Source organism: Stieleria maiorica, from assembly GCF_008035925.1.
Classification (GTDB): Bacteria; Planctomycetota; Planctomycetia; order Pirellulales; family Pirellulaceae; genus Stieleria; species Stieleria maiorica.
The window spans coordinates 2,358,697-2,375,731 of record NZ_CP036264.1 but is presented as its reverse complement, the minus strand read 5'-3'; the positions used below and the strand labels follow the sequence as shown (position 1 = coordinate 2,375,731).

At 58.1% G+C, this 17,035-nt stretch carries 18 protein-coding genes; 14 read left to right on the top strand and 4 right to left on the bottom strand.

What is annotated here, in order from left to right; all coding sequences use genetic code 11:
- The first annotated feature begins 83 nt into the window (after positions 1-83).
- Positions 84-1,685 carry a pyridoxal phosphate-dependent decarboxylase family protein gene (locus Mal15_RS08075; protein ID WP_147867294.1) on the top strand — a complete coding sequence of 534 codons (1,602 nt, stop codon included), beginning with the start codon at positions 84-86 and terminating at the stop codon, positions 1,683-1,685.
- Positions 1,686-2,126: 441 nt separating this feature from the next.
- Complete coding sequence (locus tag Mal15_RS08070; protein WP_147867293.1) at positions 2,127-3,620, top strand: arylsulfatase; 1,494 nt, start codon at positions 2,127-2,129, stop codon at positions 3,618-3,620.
- Positions 3,621-3,869: 249 nt separating this feature from the next.
- Here Mal15_RS08070 and Mal15_RS08065 read toward each other — a convergent pair whose 3' ends face one another.
- Genes Mal15_RS08065 through Mal15_RS08055 form a run of 3 tightly spaced genes read right to left on the bottom strand, consistent with a single transcriptional unit; the run spans position 3,870 to position 6,050 of the window.
- Positions 3,870-4,622: a flagellar motor protein MotB gene (locus tag Mal15_RS08065; protein ID WP_147867292.1), complete on the bottom strand. Its 753-nt coding sequence runs from the start codon at positions 4,620-4,622 to the stop codon at positions 3,870-3,872.
- Complete coding sequence (locus tag Mal15_RS08060) at positions 4,619-5,272, bottom strand: flagellar motor protein MotB (RefSeq protein ID WP_147867291.1); 654 nt, start codon at positions 5,270-5,272, stop codon at positions 4,619-4,621. The genes Mal15_RS08065 and Mal15_RS08060 overlap by 4 nt, the downstream gene beginning before the upstream one ends.
- Before the next feature lie 4 nt (positions 5,273-5,276).
- Positions 5,277-6,050, bottom strand: coding sequence for a motility protein A (locus tag Mal15_RS08055; RefSeq protein WP_147867290.1), 774 nt, complete (start codon positions 6,048-6,050; stop codon positions 5,277-5,279).
- Between the two features lie 285 nt (positions 6,051-6,335).
- Between Mal15_RS08055 and flgB the strand changes: the two genes are divergently transcribed.
- From flgB to Mal15_RS07995, 12 genes are all read left to right on the top strand, one after another.
- The gene (gene flgB, locus Mal15_RS08050; protein ID WP_147867289.1) at positions 6,336-6,689 is read left to right on the top strand and encodes a flagellar basal body rod protein FlgB; all 354 of its coding nucleotides are present in this window, start codon (positions 6,336-6,338) and stop codon (positions 6,687-6,689) included.
- A 67-nt stretch (positions 6,690-6,756) separates the two neighbouring features.
- Complete coding sequence (gene flgC, locus Mal15_RS08045) at positions 6,757-7,191, top strand: flagellar basal body rod protein FlgC (RefSeq protein ID WP_147867288.1); 435 nt, start codon at positions 6,757-6,759, stop codon at positions 7,189-7,191.
- Entirely contained in the window at positions 7,191-7,484 is a 294-nt protein-coding gene (fliE, locus tag Mal15_RS08040; protein WP_147867287.1) for a flagellar hook-basal body complex protein FliE, read from the top strand. Before flgC ends, fliE begins: the two co-directional genes overlap by 1 nt.
- 70 nt (positions 7,485-7,554) lie before the next feature.
- Positions 7,555-9,087, top strand: a complete 1,533-nt coding sequence (gene fliF, locus Mal15_RS08035; RefSeq protein ID WP_147867286.1) for a flagellar basal-body MS-ring/collar protein FliF — start codon at positions 7,555-7,557, stop codon at positions 9,085-9,087.
- Positions 9,088-9,105: 18 nt separating this feature from the next.
- Positions 9,106-10,119, top strand: a complete 1,014-nt coding sequence (locus Mal15_RS08030; protein WP_147867285.1) for a FliG C-terminal domain-containing protein — start codon at positions 9,106-9,108, stop codon at positions 10,117-10,119.
- Between the two features lies 1 nt (position 10,120).
- Complete coding sequence (locus Mal15_RS08025) at positions 10,121-10,723, top strand: FliH/SctL family protein (protein ID WP_147867284.1); 603 nt, start codon at positions 10,121-10,123, stop codon at positions 10,721-10,723.
- Position 10,724: 1 nt separating this feature from the next.
- Complete coding sequence (locus tag Mal15_RS08020; RefSeq protein ID WP_147867283.1) at positions 10,725-12,026, top strand: FliI/YscN family ATPase; 1,302 nt, start codon at positions 10,725-10,727, stop codon at positions 12,024-12,026.
- Positions 12,023-12,457 carry a flagellar FliJ family protein gene (locus tag Mal15_RS08015; RefSeq protein ID WP_147867282.1) on the top strand — a complete coding sequence of 145 codons (435 nt, stop codon included), beginning with the start codon at positions 12,023-12,025 and terminating at the stop codon, positions 12,455-12,457. Before Mal15_RS08020 ends, Mal15_RS08015 begins: the two co-directional genes overlap by 4 nt.
- A gap of 3 nt (positions 12,458-12,460) precedes the next feature.
- The gene (locus tag Mal15_RS08010) at positions 12,461-13,195 is read left to right on the top strand and encodes a MotE family protein (RefSeq protein ID WP_147867281.1); all 735 of its coding nucleotides are present in this window, start codon (positions 12,461-12,463) and stop codon (positions 13,193-13,195) included.
- A 156-nt stretch (positions 13,196-13,351) separates the two neighbouring features.
- Positions 13,352-13,621, top strand: coding sequence for a flagellar biosynthetic protein FliQ (locus Mal15_RS08005; RefSeq protein ID WP_147867280.1), 270 nt, complete (start codon positions 13,352-13,354; stop codon positions 13,619-13,621).
- Complete coding sequence (locus tag Mal15_RS08000; protein ID WP_147867279.1) at positions 13,618-14,388, top strand: flagellar biosynthetic protein FliR; 771 nt, start codon at positions 13,618-13,620, stop codon at positions 14,386-14,388. The genes Mal15_RS08005 and Mal15_RS08000 overlap by 4 nt, the downstream gene beginning before the upstream one ends.
- A gap of 3 nt (positions 14,389-14,391) precedes the next feature.
- Positions 14,392-15,459: an EscU/YscU/HrcU family type III secretion system export apparatus switch protein gene (locus Mal15_RS07995; RefSeq protein WP_147867278.1), complete on the top strand. Its 1,068-nt coding sequence runs from the start codon at positions 14,392-14,394 to the stop codon at positions 15,457-15,459.
- Positions 15,460-15,698: 239 nt separating this feature from the next.
- Here the strand turns inward: Mal15_RS07995 and Mal15_RS07990 are convergent, their stop codons facing one another.
- Positions 15,699-16,955: a Na+/H+ antiporter NhaA gene (locus tag Mal15_RS07990; RefSeq protein WP_199773819.1), complete on the bottom strand. Its 1,257-nt coding sequence runs from the start codon at positions 16,953-16,955 to the stop codon at positions 15,699-15,701.
- Between the last annotated feature and the right edge of the window lie 80 nt (positions 16,956-17,035).

Genomic DNA, 17,035 nt, shown 5'->3' with positions numbered 1-17,035 from the left:
CTATCGGAATCCTTGCCGCACTCGCAAAAGCGGGAGGTATCCTTCATGATACGATCATGACTTAGCGACCGCGAGGGAGACCTATGGATCGGAACGACTATCGAAAACTGGTTGACACCTTCTTCAAGTGGGATCAAGAGTCGATTGTGACGATCCTGGAAGAGCTGCTGAGCGCTGCGGCGACCGAACACGCACTCAACCCGGCCCACGCGATGTCGCAGAATTATGAGACGGCGAAAGCGAATCCTGAGATTCACATGTTGCCGGGCAATCTGAAAGACGCTCGCGACGCCGTTTTTCCTTACTTTTGGGGCACGGACAGCTTTAACAGCCCCCTGCACTTGGAAAACGTACGTGGCCCGGCCAACAACGCATCGCTGATCGGCGCGTTCGCCTGTTTGCTAAAGAACCCCAACCTGTGCACGGATCGCTATAGCCAGCGTTCGAATGAACTGGAGGTCAAATCGGTCACGGCGCTGGCCAATTTGATCTTCTATCACACCGACGATCCGTGGGGCGTGTTTACGATCGGCGGAACCATCTCCAATCTTTACGGCGCAAAAATCGGAATCGAGCGAGTCGTCCCCGGAGCGATGCAGAACGGCATCGGGGGGCAACGTGTGGTCGGGTTTTGTTCCGAAGCGAGTCACTATTCCAACCGCACCGTCGCCGGATGGCTGGGAATCGGCGTGAACAATCTGATCGCCATTCCGACGGACGCAAATCTGTCGATCCGTGTGGATCTGCTTGAGCAGCAGCTTGACGAGTGCTACCAAAACGGGACCAAGGTGGCTTATGTCGTCGCGTCCTTTGGAACCACGGACGGATTTGGGATCGATGATCTGGCTGCGATCCGCACACTTCTGGATGCCAAATCAACCGAGTACCAACAGCCGACACCGCAGCTGCACGTTGATGCCGCCGTGGGCTGGGCACTTTCTTTCCTGGCCGACTACGATCTGGGCAGAAACACGCTCGGTTTTTCGGACAGTCTGCTGTCGATCGTCAAACGAGTGCAGGAGGCCTGCAAGGGCTTGCGCGTCGTCGATAGTGCGACGATCGACTTCCACAAGCTCGGTCGCGGACATTATCCTTCCAGCGCATTTTTGGTGAATCACCGCAGGGATTTGAAGTACCTTGCGCGCGAGGTCACCGACACACCCTACTTTTCGGAAGCACAGGCCAGTCGTGATCCGGCGCTGATCACGCTGGAGTGTTCGCGGCCTGCATTGGGTCCCTACATCGTGATGGCCTCGCTTAATGGTATCGGGTTGACGGGGTGGCAAATGCTGACCGCACGGAGTCTGGAACTGGCCGAGCGACTCAAGCAGGGATTGGAGACGCTTCCCTATTGCAAGGTTTTGAATCGCGAAACGATCGGCGTTTCTGTCGATTGGTGGGTCTTGCCCAAGGGCCGTGATGCCGAACGCATCTATCGGCAACTGGTCGAAGGAACATTGCCTGACGCAGAACGCGAACAGTACTTTGCCGAAGTCGCCCGAACGCAGCGGAAACGCGAGAAGATGATGGATCCAAAGGTTGACGCGAGATTGGGATTCACGACGAATTTTGGATTCAAACCTTTCGGAATCGAAATCCCTGCTTGGAAAGCCGTGTTTATGAATCCGGCGACGGATGAAGAAATGGTCGATCGTATCCTCTGGAGCGTCGAGGAATCCGCCTGAATCTAACTGACGCCGCGGTGTCGTTGGTGTCGCTGATTGATCGGTGGGTTGATTTAATCAGCCGTTTGGCGCGAGCCTTCGGGCCCGGTGCGTTCTCTCGATGGTTCAGGCCCGTACGCTCGCGCGAAACGGCTGATCCCACGTGGGATCGGATTTAATCAACAGGCCTTGGCGCTTCCCGCTGGGGTCGGACGGGCCGCTCGCGGACGCGTCCCGCTGGCATTGTGTAGGCCGCTCGCTGACGCGTCCCGCTGGCATTGCGGGTGGGGAGGGCAAAACAATGGGGGCAAAATGATTATTGCAGGCGGGTGTTGGGCGCGGCGTCGGGCATCGTCGTTTCGTGGTCCTGACGCGTTTCTTGATCCTGCTATGATTCGAACCCGCAGGGGCGGTACTGGTGCGTTGAAGAAGAAGACTCCCTCCCGAGGAAACGCGTATCCGATGAAAGGTCACCCTGTCGTGGCGATTGCCGCCGCCTGGATTGTTGTTGCCGGCTTGGTCGTCGGTGGTTCCCCTGCAGCAGCTCAATCTGCAACCGCGCAATCTGCGGCAGCCGATCCGCCCAACATCATCTACATCATGCTCGACGAATGGGGCTACTTCGAATCCGGGCACATGGGCAATGGTGATCTGCTGACCCCCAACATCGACCGCTTCGCCGAAGAGGGCATGCGGTTTACCAATGCCTATGCGGGCGCCCCCGTCTGCGGGCCGACACGCTGTTCGTTGCTGACCGGGCTGCATGCCGGACACATGTCGATGCGAAAGAACGATGGGTTCTCCCCGATTCGCAGTGAGGAGCCGACGTTGGCCAGCATGCTCAAACAGCAGGGGTATGTCACCGGCGGGTTCGGCAAGTGGGGGATCGGGGGCCGCGGCACATCCGGCGTTCCAGAGCAGCACGGCTTTGACCAGTTCTTCGGTTACTACGACCAAGTCCACGCCCACACCTTCTATCCGCGCTACTTGATCCGCAACAGCCAGGAGGTGCCGTTGCCGGGCAACCCCGGAATCAGTTTTTTCGAAGGTGAGACCCACGCCCACGTCGAGATCTTCAATGAGGCGTTGAAGTTCATCCGCGAGAACCACGAGCAGCGATTTTTCTGTTACCTGCCGTGGACGCCCCCACATGGATTGTGGGGCATTGATGAAGACGATCCCTCGTGGCAGCTCTTCAAGGACAAACCGTGGACCGCGGGGCAACGGACCGAAAATGACGCCAAGGTTTACGCCGCGTTCATGCACATGGTTGACCGCCAACTGGGGCAAATCATTTCATTGCTGAAAGAGACAGCGATTGACGACAACACCGTGATCTTTCTGTGCGGCGACAACGGTGGCCAGGATTATTTCAAGACTCCCGAACGACCGCACGGATTCTTCGGTCCCAATCTGAATCCCCAAACCGGCGAGCGTTTTCGCGCGGGGAAAGGGTCGCTTTATGAAGGCGGCCTGAAGGTTCCGTATCTGGTGCGGTGGCCGGGCAAGGTCCAGGACGCTTCGGTTGCGAATCATTTGCTCTACTACCCGGACGTCATGCCGACGTTGGCGGACTTGGCCGGTGCGGAGTGCCCACCGACCGATGGCCTGTCGTTCGCCCCGACGTTGCTGGGCCAAGGCGATCAACCCACGCACCCGTCTCTGTACTGGGAATACCAAGGCCAGACGGCGGTGCGGATGGGCAACTGGAAGGCCTATCGTGGTCGCAATGGGACTTGGGAACTGTACGACCTGTCGCAAGACGTTGAAGAAAAACAGAATGTCGCCGACGACTACCCGGAAACGCTCAAGCAGCTTGTGGGACTTGCCGACCAAGCCCACCGGCCGGTTCGACCGGGCACGATTCACGATCGCGAAGTGATGATGAAAGACCATCGCCAGGCGCCGCATCAGGGCAATCTGGAGTATTTGAAACGCAACGCGAATGGTTCGTAGAGAAACGGTTTTGAAGCGTGGTGGACGTTGACTCAGTCCAGCGGACGTTTGTCGTATCGGTTGGTTCAACCGGTGCGGATGGATGTTGCGCTCGATAGGACGTAGGGGACCTATACGTCCTCTGTGTCCTATTGGTCCCATCGGGCGAAGGTGACGTCGGCTTTTTCAAGAGCGCCGGCGGGGCATGATCGACGGCCCGGAAGGGCCATCGTACGTTTCAGCGACGGACTGGAGGGGGCGTCGTATTGTTTAGCCGGCGTCGGGGGCAGCGGAGGTTCTGCCGAGGATGACTGACAGGTAGGGGCGTTTGGCGTCAGCAAACAGCCACGGTTTGACGCGGTAGCGGATCCGCGACTTTTGGCTCGCCTTCATCCAGACCGTCCGTTCGATTTCCTTACGAAGCTCGACCGATTTATCCAGTTTCCGTTTCAACGCGGAGCCTCGCGGCATGTCTGCCCACAGCACGATCTCCAGCGTCATGCCGGGTTCACGGAGCTTCGTCACGGCTTCGGAGATCAACTGGACGGCGTGCAGGCTGAGTTTTCCCGTCGTGGGGTCCGGTCGTTCGAAGGAATCGAAGACGACTTGGTTTTCGATCTCCGGCAGCATGTCCAGATCGAGTTGCGATTCCAATTCGGTGAGAAACTTTTGGAATTGTTCTTTCTCTCGATCAAGCACGCGTTGCTGTTCATTGATCTCGTCCGGCCCGATATTCTTGTCGGAGTCATCCTTCATATTCTCCGCCAACGCGTAGATCGGCTTTTGCGATTCCTGCTGGATCACTTCATTGGAGCGGCTGCCACTTAAGTGCCCGGGTTGCCCGGAGCTTGAAAAAGCGTTAACGAACGAGCCGGTTCCGGAGTGCATGTTGGCCCCGGTCTGTTCTTTGGCCAGCGAGTTAAGCACGATGAAGAAGGCCAACAGGGCGGTCATGGTGTCGCCGAAGGAAACCAGGTAGGCCTTGCTGGGAACGCTGGGCGGCTGCTTCTTGCGTTTGCTCATCGGTTCCCCTCGTACTTCTCGATCACGATTCGAACCATCTTGGTGGTCACGTTATCGGCGATGCTGGTCCCGATTTGGCCCGGCCGGGCACGCTCGACGTGGTACAGATGGTGGGCGAAGGCGCAGACGCGATCTTCCAAGGTCCGATCGGAGATTTCAAACGTGCAGTGAATACTGAGCGAGCGCAATTGTGCCGACAATTTGGCCGCGACCTTGGCCCCCCGCTGGGTGAGTTTCAGGTTTTGGTCGACCAATTTTTCCAGCGGCATTTCGAATGCGTACGTCTTCATCACGTCTTTTTGGCTGGCCAGTTCGCTGACCGCCTCCAGGCCGCGTCCGATCGCCTTGGTCGTCACCTCCTTTTGGATCGGTGGCATTTCGCTGCCCTGCATCGCGATCCGGGCCGCCCGAGGACGAATCCGCTGACTCCACGAGTTTCGATCCAACATGTCGTGCTCGTGCCCCGCGACGCCCTTCGCCCCGGCCGCGCCGAACACACTGGCGGTGACCTTTTCGAACCGCTCCGGTTCGGTCGTGGCAAAGGTCAACAGCAAGATGAAGAACGTCATCAACAGCGTGATGACGTCGCTGTAGGTCATGAACCACGCCGGGATGTCTTCCGGCGGATCCTCGGGCAGATCGCTGGCCATCAGTCTACGCCTTTGCGAGGATCGATCGGCGAGTTTTGGGGGACAGGAACCCGAGCAGTTTTTCTTCGACCACGCGCGGGCTTTCCCCTTCGCCCAACAGGGCGATGCCGCGGATGATCAACTCGCGAATCATCGTCTCCTCCCGATTGCGGGTTTCCAACTTGCCGGCCAACGGGATACAGACGACGTTGGCGATCAATGCCCCGTACAACGTCGTCAACAATGCCGTCGCCATCCCGCCACCGATCTTGCTGGGGTCATCGAGCGAACGAAGCATCTGGACCAGACCGATCAGGGTGCCGATCATGCCGAACGCCGGCGCGGCCGCACCGGCCGAATCGACGATCTTTTTGCCCGTGACGTGTCGTTGTTCGATGTACGCCAGCTCGATCTCCAGCGTCCGCGCGACGTCTTCGGCCGGGACGCCGCTGATCAACGACTCCAGTCCCCGCCGCATGTAATCGTCCTTGATCTCGGCCGCTTGATCTTCCAATGCTAGCAACCCGTCCTTGCGAACCACTTCGGCAAACTTTTTGAATTGCGCGATCGTGTCTTGGGCGGTGGGCAGTTTGAACAGGAAGCACTTCAGGATGACGCCGAAGGCGCCCAGGTTGTACTTCAGAGGGAAGTTGATCAGGGATGCCGCGGCGGCGCCTCCGAACACGATCATCATACTGGGGGGGTCAATGAAGGGTCCCAGGCCGCCCCCGCCCATCGCGATCGAAGCCAAGATCAGACCGAATCCCAGGATCAGTCCGATGATTGTTGCGATATCCATAACTGCCCAGTTATCCCCCCCGCGACACAATCTTGTCGCCCCGTGTGATCGCAGACAGAGCGGTGCAGAGGCACTCAGAACTGCGCGTTCGAATCGAAATTCAAAACCGTCTTTCGATTCTTAGTTCACCGCTAGAGATCGACCGAATTGCCATCGACTCAGCCGCACTGGATGCCCTAATTGAGGGAACTCCCTCACCGCCAGTCGGCCCAGAGATGGCGTTTCGGCGACATTCTCGGAAAGTTGCCCTTAACGCGAACAGCTTCTCAGGCCGATATAACTGGCATGACTGGAATATTTTACCAAATGGATTTATTGGGTTCAGCGGTCAGCGCGTCGGAAAAGAGCCATCGCGTTGTCAGCCAGAATATCGCTAATGTCAACACGCCGGGTTACAAGACCAAGCGGTTGGAGTTTGAGCGGTTGTTAAACCAGCTTCAGTCGGGGCAGGCCGAGGACTCGGGCGGCATCGAATTGCCGGTCAAGGACTTGGAGGGCCTGGTGGAGCGGGTGGATGGGAACAATGTGAACTTGGAGAAGGAAGTTGCGGAATTGAAGGAGAACGCGTTGGCGTTCCAAGCCTTTTCGCACCTGCTGGCATCCAGGGTTTCGACGATGCGTCGAGCAATCTCGGGCTAAGGACGGCTTTGAAGGGTGGCTCCACCACTCAAGGCCCCCCTTTGAGGAACAAGGACGAAGGAACGTCATGACGGTTAGATTTCCAACGATCGACATCGCCGCTTCCGGCTTAGCCGCCGAGCGGTTTCGGATGGAGGTGACGGCCAACAACATCGCCAACGCCGGCACGACGATGACCGACACCGGCCAGCCCTATCGCCGACAGGCGGTGGTGTTTGCCGCCGGATTGGACCCGGTCGACCGGAAACACGGCGCCGCGGCCATGCACGGGGTGGAAGTGGTCGGAGTGGAAGGCGACCCGAGCGAGTTTCCCAGTATTTACAACCCGGCGCACCCGCATGCCGATGCGGACGGTTTCGTGAAACTGTCCAACGTCAAGATTCCCGAAGAAATGGTTGACCTGATCACGGCCAGCCGATCCTACGAGGCGAATTCGAAAGCGATCAGCGTCTTTAAAGAGATGGTCGAACAAACTCTCACACTGCTCCAAGGAGGCCAGTGATGTCTGCCCTGCCCCCCATCGCCACAACGGGATCTCCCAACGTTGCATTGCCGTCGTCGCCTGCGAAACCCCAGGCGACCGATCGCAATCTGTTCATGGATCTGATGGCCCGTGCCAACGAAGACCAGATCCGATCGGAGGAAGCGATCCAAGGATTGGTTTCCGGCGAGAATCAAGACGTCCAGCAGGTCGTCATGGAAGTCGTCAAGGCCGAGATGTCGTTTCAGATCTTTATGGAAGTACGAAATCAGATCGTCGATTCGTACAACGAATTGATGCGAATGCAATTCTAGTGGAACTCCGACAGCACCAGACGACCTTCGTGTTACCTCCCCAACGCGACATTCGCTTGCTTGATTTGCCTTGAACGTCATCCAGCCCTATATCGACGCCCTCCTAAACATTTGGCGGCACAGCTCTCCTTCGGCAAGGATCGGAATCCTGCTGTTGGCAGTGCTGTGCGTGGTCACCGTTGGTGGCGTCGGTTATTGGTCGGTGCAACCCAGCTACGTCGTCTTGGTCAGCCAGGGTGAAGGCGACCAGGTCGACCGTGTGATCAATGCCCTGGACAAAGCGGGCATCGATTACCAACTTTCCGGCGCCGGCGGAAACCTGCTGGTGGACAAGCGTGATTTCGCCAAAGCCCGCTTGTTGGCGCGGACCAACGGCGTGTCCGATGCCGGCGCGGTCGCCGATTTGCCGATGGGCGGTGCCTTCGGCAGCCCGACCGAACGACGCAACCGGGCTCGGCTGCAAACGCAACAAAGCCTTGCGTCGACGATCAAGAAGCTGGAGGTCGTCGAACACGCCGACGTTCATTTGAACATCCCTGACAAGGGGCCGTTTGAACGCAAGACATCTCCTCCCTCGGCCAGCGTGATGCTTACGCTGCGCTACGGAGCCCGATTGAGCGATCAACAAGCCGCATCGATCGCGTCCTTTGTCGCCTATGCCGTCGAAGACCTGGTTCCCGAAGCCGTCCAAATCACCGACCGTGACGGTCGCAGCTACACGATCCCCGACGAGCAATCCCAGCAAATCGGTTCGCAAGTCGAATACATCGCCGCCGCCGAACGCAAGCTCGCCGACAAGGCCGAAGCTCAATTGATGCAGTTCCTGGGATACGGCAACGCCAGCGTCCAAGTCAGTTTGGACATGACGTTCACCCAGGGGTCGACCAAAACCACCAAATACGACGCCGACGGGGCGGTCCCCAGTCAGGAAGACTTGGTTTCCGAAACGACGACCAACATGGAACAGCCCGCGGTCGGAGCCGCCGGGGTGGCGTCCAATCTGCAATCGCGGCGGGGGGCAACCGGCACAAGCAGCGTTCTCAATAAAACAGAAAACGTCAAAACAAGTTATCTGGTCCCGATCACCGAAGAAACCCAGGCGAATTCGACCCCGATCAAGAATTTCCTGAGCGTCAGCGTGCTGGTCAACTCCGAAACCCAAGGCATCAAGCAAGAAGACGGAACCTTGATCCCCGGGATGGACGAACGGGTCAGCGCCCTGGTTAAAAACGCCGTCGGGTTTCGTGACGACACCGACAGCATCACCGTCGATTTTCTGCCATTCACCGAACCGATCCTCAACGTGACGACTCCGGAAGCTACGTTTGACTGGACCAAGATCACATCGATCGTTGAAAAGGCATCACTTGCGATTGCCGCCCTGTTGGCATTTGTGTTAGGCCTAATGTTGTTGCGGCGGTTCGGACCGGCCAGCAAACCGGGCGGCGCGGGCGCCGATCAGCAACTCGATAGTGCCCGACTGGAAAACGTCAGCGAATTGTCACGAATGATCAAAGAAAACCCCGAAGTGTTTGCTCAGGTCGTTCGATCTTGGTCTGGCGCTGATTCCGATCGAGAGTCCGAGAAACGCGACGCCGCGTGATCATAGGGGGTGGCAACGATGAAGATGATGTTGACGCGGCCCGAGCGACTCGCGCTTCTGCTGCACCTGATGGGCGAAGACGCCACCGAGATGGCCCGCGAGGGGCTTTCCGGCGAAGCGCTGGAGGAGTTGGACCAGGCGCTCAAAGATTTTGAGTCCTATCCGCCCAGCCAGGAAGAAATCGATATGGTCCTTGGTGACTTTGAAGATTACTTCCACATGGCCCTGCAAACGGTCCAGAAAAACGCCCCGGCCGAAGAGGGGGATTCGGAAGAAGAGGAAGGCCCCAAAATCCTGCAGATCGCCGAGGAGAGTTTCGATGTCGAAATCGAACCGACCAAGCGTTTCACCCCGCCCAAACTGACCGGCGATACGGTTCGCGATTTGAACCAGATGCACCCCTATCAAGTCGCCCAGGCGCTCAAGAACGAGAATCCGGTCGCGGCGGCGATCGTGCTGCGACGGCTGGCCAACGAACATGCCGCCAAGACGCTGGAATTTTTGCCCGAGGCGGTCCGCCCCAACGTCTTCCTGGAGCTGGCCCAACCGTCGTCGGTTTCCCCATTGATCCAGGAACGCATTCTTGCCAAAGCCCTGCAGTTGTCGCTCCAGGTCGAGGAGCGTGAAACGGAACAGGAAACGACCTCACAAATGGCCAACCTGATGCGATCGCTGCCCAGGGCGTTGCGCAAGCCGATGCTCGATGAACTGGAAAAGCGCGACAGCGAACTGGCCGAAACCGTCCGCAATCAACTGTACCGATTCGAGGACATCGAAAAACTCGGCGACCGGGACCTGCAAAAACTGCTCGGCCAATGCCAAACCGACGCCCTGGTCTGTGCCTTGCAACAGGTTGACGAGTCGCTGCTGACGTTCATCTTGTCCAACATGTCCAAACGCGCCAAAGAGTCGCTGCAAGAGGAAATGGAATTCAAGACCAACGCGAGCGAAGAGGAGATCACCGAAGCGCGGAGTTCGATCGCCAAGATCTTGGCAGGCCTGTGCGAAGCCGGTGAGGTGAAAATCGATTGACATGCCCACGATTCAAATCCCCTTCGACCGGTCCTTGGCCAACGTCACCCTGGCCCGTGGGCCGCTGCCGCCGGCCACACCCAACTTGCCGGCCGGTACGTCACCGAACGGGGCCGCGAGCGCCGCGACCGAGCCGACGACCGTGGCCGAAGCCGAATCGGCTGCCCGAGACGAAGCCGCCGCCGCGGCGCTGAAGACGCTGCACTCAATTGAACAAAAGCTGAAACTTCTCGACGCCAGGTTGGATGAGGAACTTTCGACGATCGGCGTCCAGCTGACCGCCGCAGCAACGCAAATCGCCAAACAAGCCCTCGGCAGCGACAACGCATTGGTGGAAGAACGCGTCGCACATTTTGCGAACCTCCTGTTGCGCCAAGTGCATCCCAGCCAATCGGCGGTCATTTATGTCCATCCCGATTATGTCGTCTCGCTCCAATCCTGGTTGTCTCAGATCGATTATGAGGCGATCGAGATCCAAGGCGACGCGACGGTCCAGCCGGGTGATTGCCGCATCGAATCCAACGGGAAAGGGTTCCTGGCATCGCTGGATTCTTTTTTAGACGCCGCGGGCAAGCAGCTCTCACCGGCTTGGGGAGAGACGTAAGATGTTGATTCCGACGCTTCGAAACGACCAGTGGATTCAGACGACCGGGCGTTTGCAAAGTGTCGAGGGTCGGATGTGCGCGACCATCGATGCGGGGCTGGGCGAATTGGTCCAAATCACGTCCTCCAGCGGACAATCCGTGCTGGCCGAAGTGATCGGCTTCAACGACGACAAAGCCCAGCTGATGCCGTACCACAGCGGCGTCGATTTTCAGCGGGGCAACGTGGTCGTATCGACCGGCAAGCGGATGCGGGTCCCTGTCGGCCGTCAATTGCTCGGACGGGTCATCGATTCGCTGGGACGTCCCATCGATTCGCTCGGTCCGATCCACTGCGATGCGACGGCGGAATTGCACTTTGAATCGCCCGATCCCCTGACGCGGCCGTTGATCCGCCAGCCCTTCGTGACCGGCGTTCGTTCGATCGACGGGTTGTTGACGATGGGCCAGGGGCAACGCGTCGGATTGTTCGCCGGCAGCGGGGTCGGAAAGAGCACGCTGTTGGGGGAGATCGCCAAGCACGCGTTGTGCGACATCAACGTGGTCGCGATGATCGGCGAACGCGGACGCGAAGTTCGGCCGTTCATCGAAGACACCTTGGGCGAGGAGGGGCTTGCCCGGTCGGTCGTCATCGTATCGACCTCCGACCAGCCTCCGTTGGCTCGGATCCGGGCCAGTGAGTCGGCGGTCGCGATCGCCAGCTGGTTTCGATCTCAAGGCATGAACGTCCTGTTCATGCTGGACAGTCTGACACGACTGGCACACGCACAACGCGAACTCGGGCTGTTGCTCGGGGAACCGCCCACCTCACGCGGCTACACGCCCAGCGTGTTCCAGAAAATGGCACAATTGCTGGAGCAGCTCGGAACCAGCGACAAGGGCGTCATCACCGGGCTGTTGACCATTCTGGTCGACGGTGACGACATGAACGAACCGGTCGCCGACTCGGCACGCGCCATCTTGGACGGTCACATCGTGCTGGATCGAAAACTCGCCCACGAAGGACACTTCCCAGCCGTCAACGTGCTCAAAAGCGCCAGCCGATTGTTCAAAGAGGTCACCGATAAACCGCACCAGCAACAAGCGGCCAGCGTGCGACGCGTCCTGGCCAAGTATCTGGAAGTCGAAGATCTGATTCAGATCGGTGCCTATCAAAAAGGTGCCATGCCCGATTCGGATCGTGCGATCGAGACCTATCCGGAGGTCAATCGGTTCCTGCGCCAGGCCATGGATTCACCGAGTCCGCTCAATGCCACCCGGGCCGGTCTGCAAAGGCTGCAACAATTGATCGGGCAGCCCACATGAGCGAACTGAAAAAAAAGATCGATCGAATCCGCCGCATCCACTCGATCGAAAGCAGTCAATTGAATGTGTTGATCGGCGAACTCGCCCGCATCGATGCGTTGTTGGCCTCACACCGCAAACGGCTGGAAGATTTCGAATCGGTCAAACGCCAAGGCCTGGAGATCACCAGGAATTGCTCGATCGAGTTTCTGACGCAAACCCATCTCTGGATCGAAAGCATTGACCGGTCCATCAAGATCGTTCGAGACGAAATCGACAAATGCGAGGCCGAACGACGCGAGGCTCGTTCACGAGTCATGGACCAGCGCACGCGGGTCCGCGGCTTGGAGATCCTGATGGATCAGCGCAGGCTGGAATTTGATGCAGACGCCATGACGCAACAAATGTTATTGGCAGATGAAAACGCGCTCAAAAAGTACGCGAGGAATTAGAACATGAAAGCGATCATTTCGGCGATGATTACCTGCGCCGTGATTTTCGGCTTGTCTGCCGGGGCCACTCAGTTTCTGCTCAAAAAGCCGCCGGTCGATCTTGAGTCCACCGAAGCGGACGTGTCGGGCGAGGAATCCACCGGGTTGCTCGCCGAGGACATGGTCGACGGCGGTGGCGATGCCGTCCCCGTCTCGTTTCGTCCCGACAACAACGTCTCGGTCGAAGCGGTGTTGCAGATGAGCGACTCCATCAAACGGATGGAGCAGGAGCTCGCCGAGCGGGAAGAACGCGTCAAACGCGACGAGATGAGGGTCAAATTGATCTTCGATGACCTGACGACCGAACAGGACGAACTGCGTGCGTTTAGCGAAGGCATTGACACCAAGCTGGATCTGCTAAGCCGGATGACGGAAGAACTGAAATCGACCCTCGCCAACGTTGAACAGCAAAAGGCGGAGTTGGAAAAGCTGAGCAAAAAGGCGGAGACCAAGAAGGGGACGACGGTTTCCAGTGTGGACAGTCAGGCAGATGAAGTGAAGGGCTGGTTTGAAGGTCTGCAGCCGGAACAGGCCGCCGATTATCTGCGCGAATTCTCCAACAACGGAAAGATGGGCTTGGCCGCGTCGTTGCTGCAAAAGATGCCGGATCGTCAAAAGTCGAAAATCCTAGGGGCGATGAACGATCCGATTTTGGTCAACCAGTTGATCGAAACGCTGACCAAGGACAAGAGAAATTAGTCGTAGCGGAAGCCGCCAGGGCTTTCCGTCCAAGGGTACGGCGTCGCCCAACACGTGCGAAACTCTTGGCGAGTTCCGCTACCCGGAAGGCAGACAAGCTGCGACAAATTCACCTGAAAGCGCTGGTCTGACACCGCGTAATCATCGGAGCCAAGGATGGATATTGAAGACGTTGTACTGATCGGGCGAGAGTTTTTCATGATGGCGTTGCTGCTGACGGCCCCGGTCGTGGCGGTCAGCCTGGTCGTGGGATTGCTGATCAGCATCGGTCAAACGGTCACCAGCATTCAGGAGCAAACACTCTCGTTCGCGCCGCGGATCATCTGTGTGGTGTTTGTCCTGATCTTTCTGTCCAACTGGTACCTGACGACGCTCCAGAATTACACGTTGGGTCTGATGACACACATGGTTGAATTGGTGAAATGATCAGCGACGTCGTCCTGTTCCTGCTCGTGCTCGCCCGGGTATCGGTGTTCATCGCGTTTTTCCCTTTGTTCAGCAAAAAACAACTTCCCAATCAGGTCAAAGCGGGTCTGGCCGTCGCACTGTCGGTTTTCTGGCTGGCCGACGCCAGGAACGTGCTGCCCAATCTGACGCTGCAAGACGTGGGCAGTCTGCTGTTCCTGTTTCTGGTGTTCAAAGAGATCTGTATCGGGATCATGCTGGCCCTGGTGCTGGGGCTGTTCTTTTGGCCGGCGCGGATCGCCGGCTCGTACATCGCTCAAGAGCTGGGGCTCTCTCTGGCGGCGATCAGCGACCCGGGCAGCCAAGATTCGTCGACGCTGGTTTCGCGTGTCTTGGAAGCATTTTCGATGCTGCTGTTCTTTTCGTTGAATCTGCACCATTTTGTCATTCTGGCCATCCACCTGTCGTTCAACCAGACCATGACACGCGTCGGGCTGATCGATCTGCCGACCGAGGACTTGGTGGCCGCATTCAATCGGACCAGCGACTACGGGCTGTTGATCGTCGCTCCGTTGTTGGTGTTGCTGATGTTGGTCACGTTGGTGCTGGCGTTCCTCAATCGCGCCGCCCCGGCGATGAATCTGTTTTCGGTCGGGATGTCGATCCGCGTCGGATTCGGCGGTCTGTTGCTGTTCTTGTTTTGCCCGATCCTGTTCGGTGCGATCGAAATCTATTTCTATCGCGTCCAAGAGGACATCGAATACCTGATGCTTTCACTGACAGGTTAATCGATGGCCGAAAACCAAGATCGCGATCAAAGGACCGAGGAAGCCACCCCGCAGCGGCTGCGAAAAGCGCGCGAGGATGGCCAAATCGGATTCAGTGCCGAGCTGGTCGGAGGAGTGATTCTGGCGACCACCGCATTGTTCTATTGGTTTCTGGGGGATTGGTTCTTCGGCACGATCACCGGTTCGATCGAATACCGCATGACCCACTTCGAAACCGTGATGGTCGATCCCCGACTGCTCGTCAAAGCATTTATCGACGAAACCTTGCGGATCGGGACCGCGGTGATGGCGATCGTCGCCCCGCTGGGCATTTTGGCCGCCGTGACGGGATTGCTTCAAACGAGTTTCAATCTCAGTTTTAAACCGCTGGAGCTGAAGCTGGACAAGTTGAGTGTGATCAAGGGATTCCAAAAGATCTTCTCGATGCAAAGCGCCGTTCGCGGCGCGCTGTCGCTGGCCAAGGCCGCAGTGATTGTCGCGATCGCAATCTTTGTCGGCCAGTCAAGGATCGACCAGATCACCACCTCCGGATTCGGATCGATTCAAGAACTGATGTTCTTTCTGGGCGGTTTGCTGGTGCATTGTTCGTTGGCCATCGCCGCGACGATCACATTTTTGGGGATGATCGACCTGGGGTTCCAAAAATGGAAACACCTGGAAGACATGAAGATGAGCCGTCAGGACATCAAAGACGAGCACAAGTCGACCGAGGGTGATCCGATGGTGCGTGCCCGGATCAAGCAACTGCAGGCGGAAATGGGGCGAAAACGGATGCTCGCCGACGTCCCCAAGGCATCGGTCGTGATCACCAACCCGACCCACTTTGCCGTCGCGGTCCAGTACGATCGCGATCAGATGGACGCTCCGATCGTGATCGCCAAGGGGGCGGATTTTGTCGCCAAAAAGATCATCGCCATCGCCAAAGAAAACGGTGTGCCCGTGGTCGAACGAAAACCGGTCGCGCGTTTCCTGTTCAAGAACGTCGAAATCGGCAACCCGATCCCTTTCGACCTCTATCAAGCCGTCGCGGAGATTTTGAACTTCGTCAATCGCATGCGTTCGGCGATCTAGCGGGTTTGCGAACGTCTACGCTGCGTAGCGGAACTCGCCAAGAGTTTCGCCCCCGGCGGCAGGGCGGCCGGGATCCCGAAAGCCATGGCGGGCCGTTGATCAGATTCAAGGTGCGAATTCAATGCGATCATGCTAGCCCGACGCGTGAGCGAGGGGCGCCGCGTGACCCCTCGCTCACGCGTCGGGCTAGCATTGGGATCTCGAAGTCGGATCAATCAACAACCCGGTGCCGGCTTCCGCTACGGTTCGACGCTTGCGCTTGCGCTCTGGTCACCACCCAAAAACGCCGGGCGAATGCCCATCAACCAGGCGGCCGCCAACGCAGTGACCGGTGCCAGGAAGCTCAGCAACGCCCCCATCTTGACCGAGTCTTGGATCGGTCCCGGATTCGGGAACGCGGCGGTCGAGACAAACAGTGCCACGGTGAATCCCAAACTGGCGATACAGCCGATCACAGCGACATGCTTAAGATTCATTCCACCGGGCAACTCCAGCTTCAACACTTTGACGGCGAAGTAGCTGAAGGCCAGGATGCCGAGCGGTTTGCCCACGAACAACCCGGTCGTGACCAGCCACGTTCCGGCGCCGACGCTGGAGAGCACGACGCCGGCGTTGACCAAGGCGAACAACCCCAGGATCAGTTCAACCGGCTCTTTCCACCAATGTTCGAACTGGTTCAGCGTGTCGGTCTCCTTCCCAGTCTCTGCGAACAGACCGGCGTCGGTTTTCGCGTGGGGCAACGTCGCGATCACCGGTACCAAACCGAGTGCCGCGTGGATTCCCGCCATATAAAACGACACCCAACTCATGATGCCCGGAATAGCAAGGTACCACCAGAAATTCCGCACACCACCGCGGTTGAATCCCCATCCGGTCGCCACGGCCGCCGCGGTCAGCCCCAACCAATAAAGGTTGACTTCGCTGGACGGATAGAACACCGCCAGAATGGCCAGCCCCAATGCATCGTCGGCGATGGCCAGCAGCAACAGAAACGAAATGGCCGGATGTCCGTTGCCGAAAATCAATCGCGCGATCAAATAGCTGAACGCAATGTCGGTGGCACAGGGGATTGCCCAGCCGTTGCCGAGTTCGGAGTATTGTCCCAGCAGAACCGCACCGACCAGGTAGACCACCGACGGGCCGACCACACCGCCGGCGGTTGCCAACAACGGCGTCGCCGCGGTGCGAAGATTCGAAAGCGCCCCGCCGGGCAAGATCGATTCCCAAACCTCCTTCGCCGCGATCGCAAAGAACATCGCCATCAGGATATCGTTGACCACAAAGTGAAACGTCAAACCGTGGCCGCCATGCTCTGCGTGCCCGGAGTGCGAGAACGGCCACAGATTGACGTGAACGAAATTATGGTACGAATGACCGTGAAGCAATCCGTCCGCGTTGGCCCACAGCAATGCGGCCAACGACCCGAACACCAGGAACATTGAGTTGCTGTACAGAAAGGATCGGATCGGATTATCGTTGGTCGATGCTGTCGCCATCAGGCATTGCCCCATCATCTGGTTGGTTTTCGAAACACACTGTCGAAGGTTTTGCAAACGTAGTTCGCAGATTGAACAGC

What these genes read in the sequence shown, in the direction of transcription:
- Mal15_RS08070 (WP_147867293.1), top strand. Translation starts at nt 2,127, where the DNA reads ATGAAAGGTCACCCTGTCGTGGCGATTGCCGCCGCCTGGATTGTTGTT.
- Mal15_RS08010 (WP_147867281.1), top strand. Translation starts at nt 12,461, where the DNA reads ATGAAAGCGATCATTTCGGCGATGATTACCTGCGCCGTGATTTTCGGC.
- Mal15_RS08065 (WP_147867292.1), bottom strand. Translation starts at nt 4,622, where the DNA reads ATGAGCAAACGCAAGAAGCAGCCGCCCAGCGTTCCCAGCAAGGCCTAC.
- Mal15_RS08030 (WP_147867285.1), top strand. Translation starts at nt 9,106, where the DNA reads ATGAAGATGATGTTGACGCGGCCCGAGCGACTCGCGCTTCTGCTGCAC.
- fliE (WP_147867287.1), top strand. Translation starts at nt 7,191, where the DNA reads ATGTCTGCCCTGCCCCCCATCGCCACAACGGGATCTCCCAACGTTGCA.
- Mal15_RS08075 (WP_147867294.1), top strand. Translation starts at nt 84, where the DNA reads ATGGATCGGAACGACTATCGAAAACTGGTTGACACCTTCTTCAAGTGG.
- Mal15_RS08025 (WP_147867284.1), top strand. Translation starts at nt 10,121, where the DNA reads ATGCCCACGATTCAAATCCCCTTCGACCGGTCCTTGGCCAACGTCACC.
- Mal15_RS08055 (WP_147867290.1), bottom strand. Translation starts at nt 6,050, where the DNA reads ATGGATATCGCAACAATCATCGGACTGATCCTGGGATTCGGTCTGATC.
- Mal15_RS08015 (WP_147867282.1), top strand. Translation starts at nt 12,023, where the DNA reads ATGAGCGAACTGAAAAAAAAGATCGATCGAATCCGCCGCATCCACTCG.
- Mal15_RS08000 (WP_147867279.1), top strand. Translation starts at nt 13,618, where the DNA reads ATGATCAGCGACGTCGTCCTGTTCCTGCTCGTGCTCGCCCGGGTATCG.
- Mal15_RS08060 (WP_147867291.1), bottom strand. Translation starts at nt 5,272, where the DNA reads ATGGCCAGCGATCTGCCCGAGGATCCGCCGGAAGACATCCCGGCGTGG.
- Mal15_RS07990 (WP_199773819.1), bottom strand. Translation starts at nt 16,955, where the DNA reads ATGGCGACAGCATCGACCAACGATAATCCGATCCGATCCTTTCTGTAC.
- flgC (WP_147867288.1), top strand. Translation starts at nt 6,757, where the DNA reads ATGACGGTTAGATTTCCAACGATCGACATCGCCGCTTCCGGCTTAGCC.
- Mal15_RS08020 (WP_147867283.1), top strand. Translation starts at nt 10,725, where the DNA reads ATGTTGATTCCGACGCTTCGAAACGACCAGTGGATTCAGACGACCGGG.
- Mal15_RS08005 (WP_147867280.1), top strand. Translation starts at nt 13,352, where the DNA reads ATGGATATTGAAGACGTTGTACTGATCGGGCGAGAGTTTTTCATGATG.
- flgB (WP_147867289.1), top strand. Translation starts at nt 6,336, where the DNA reads ATGACTGGAATATTTTACCAAATGGATTTATTGGGTTCAGCGGTCAGC.
- Mal15_RS07995 (WP_147867278.1), top strand. Translation starts at nt 14,392, where the DNA reads ATGGCCGAAAACCAAGATCGCGATCAAAGGACCGAGGAAGCCACCCCG.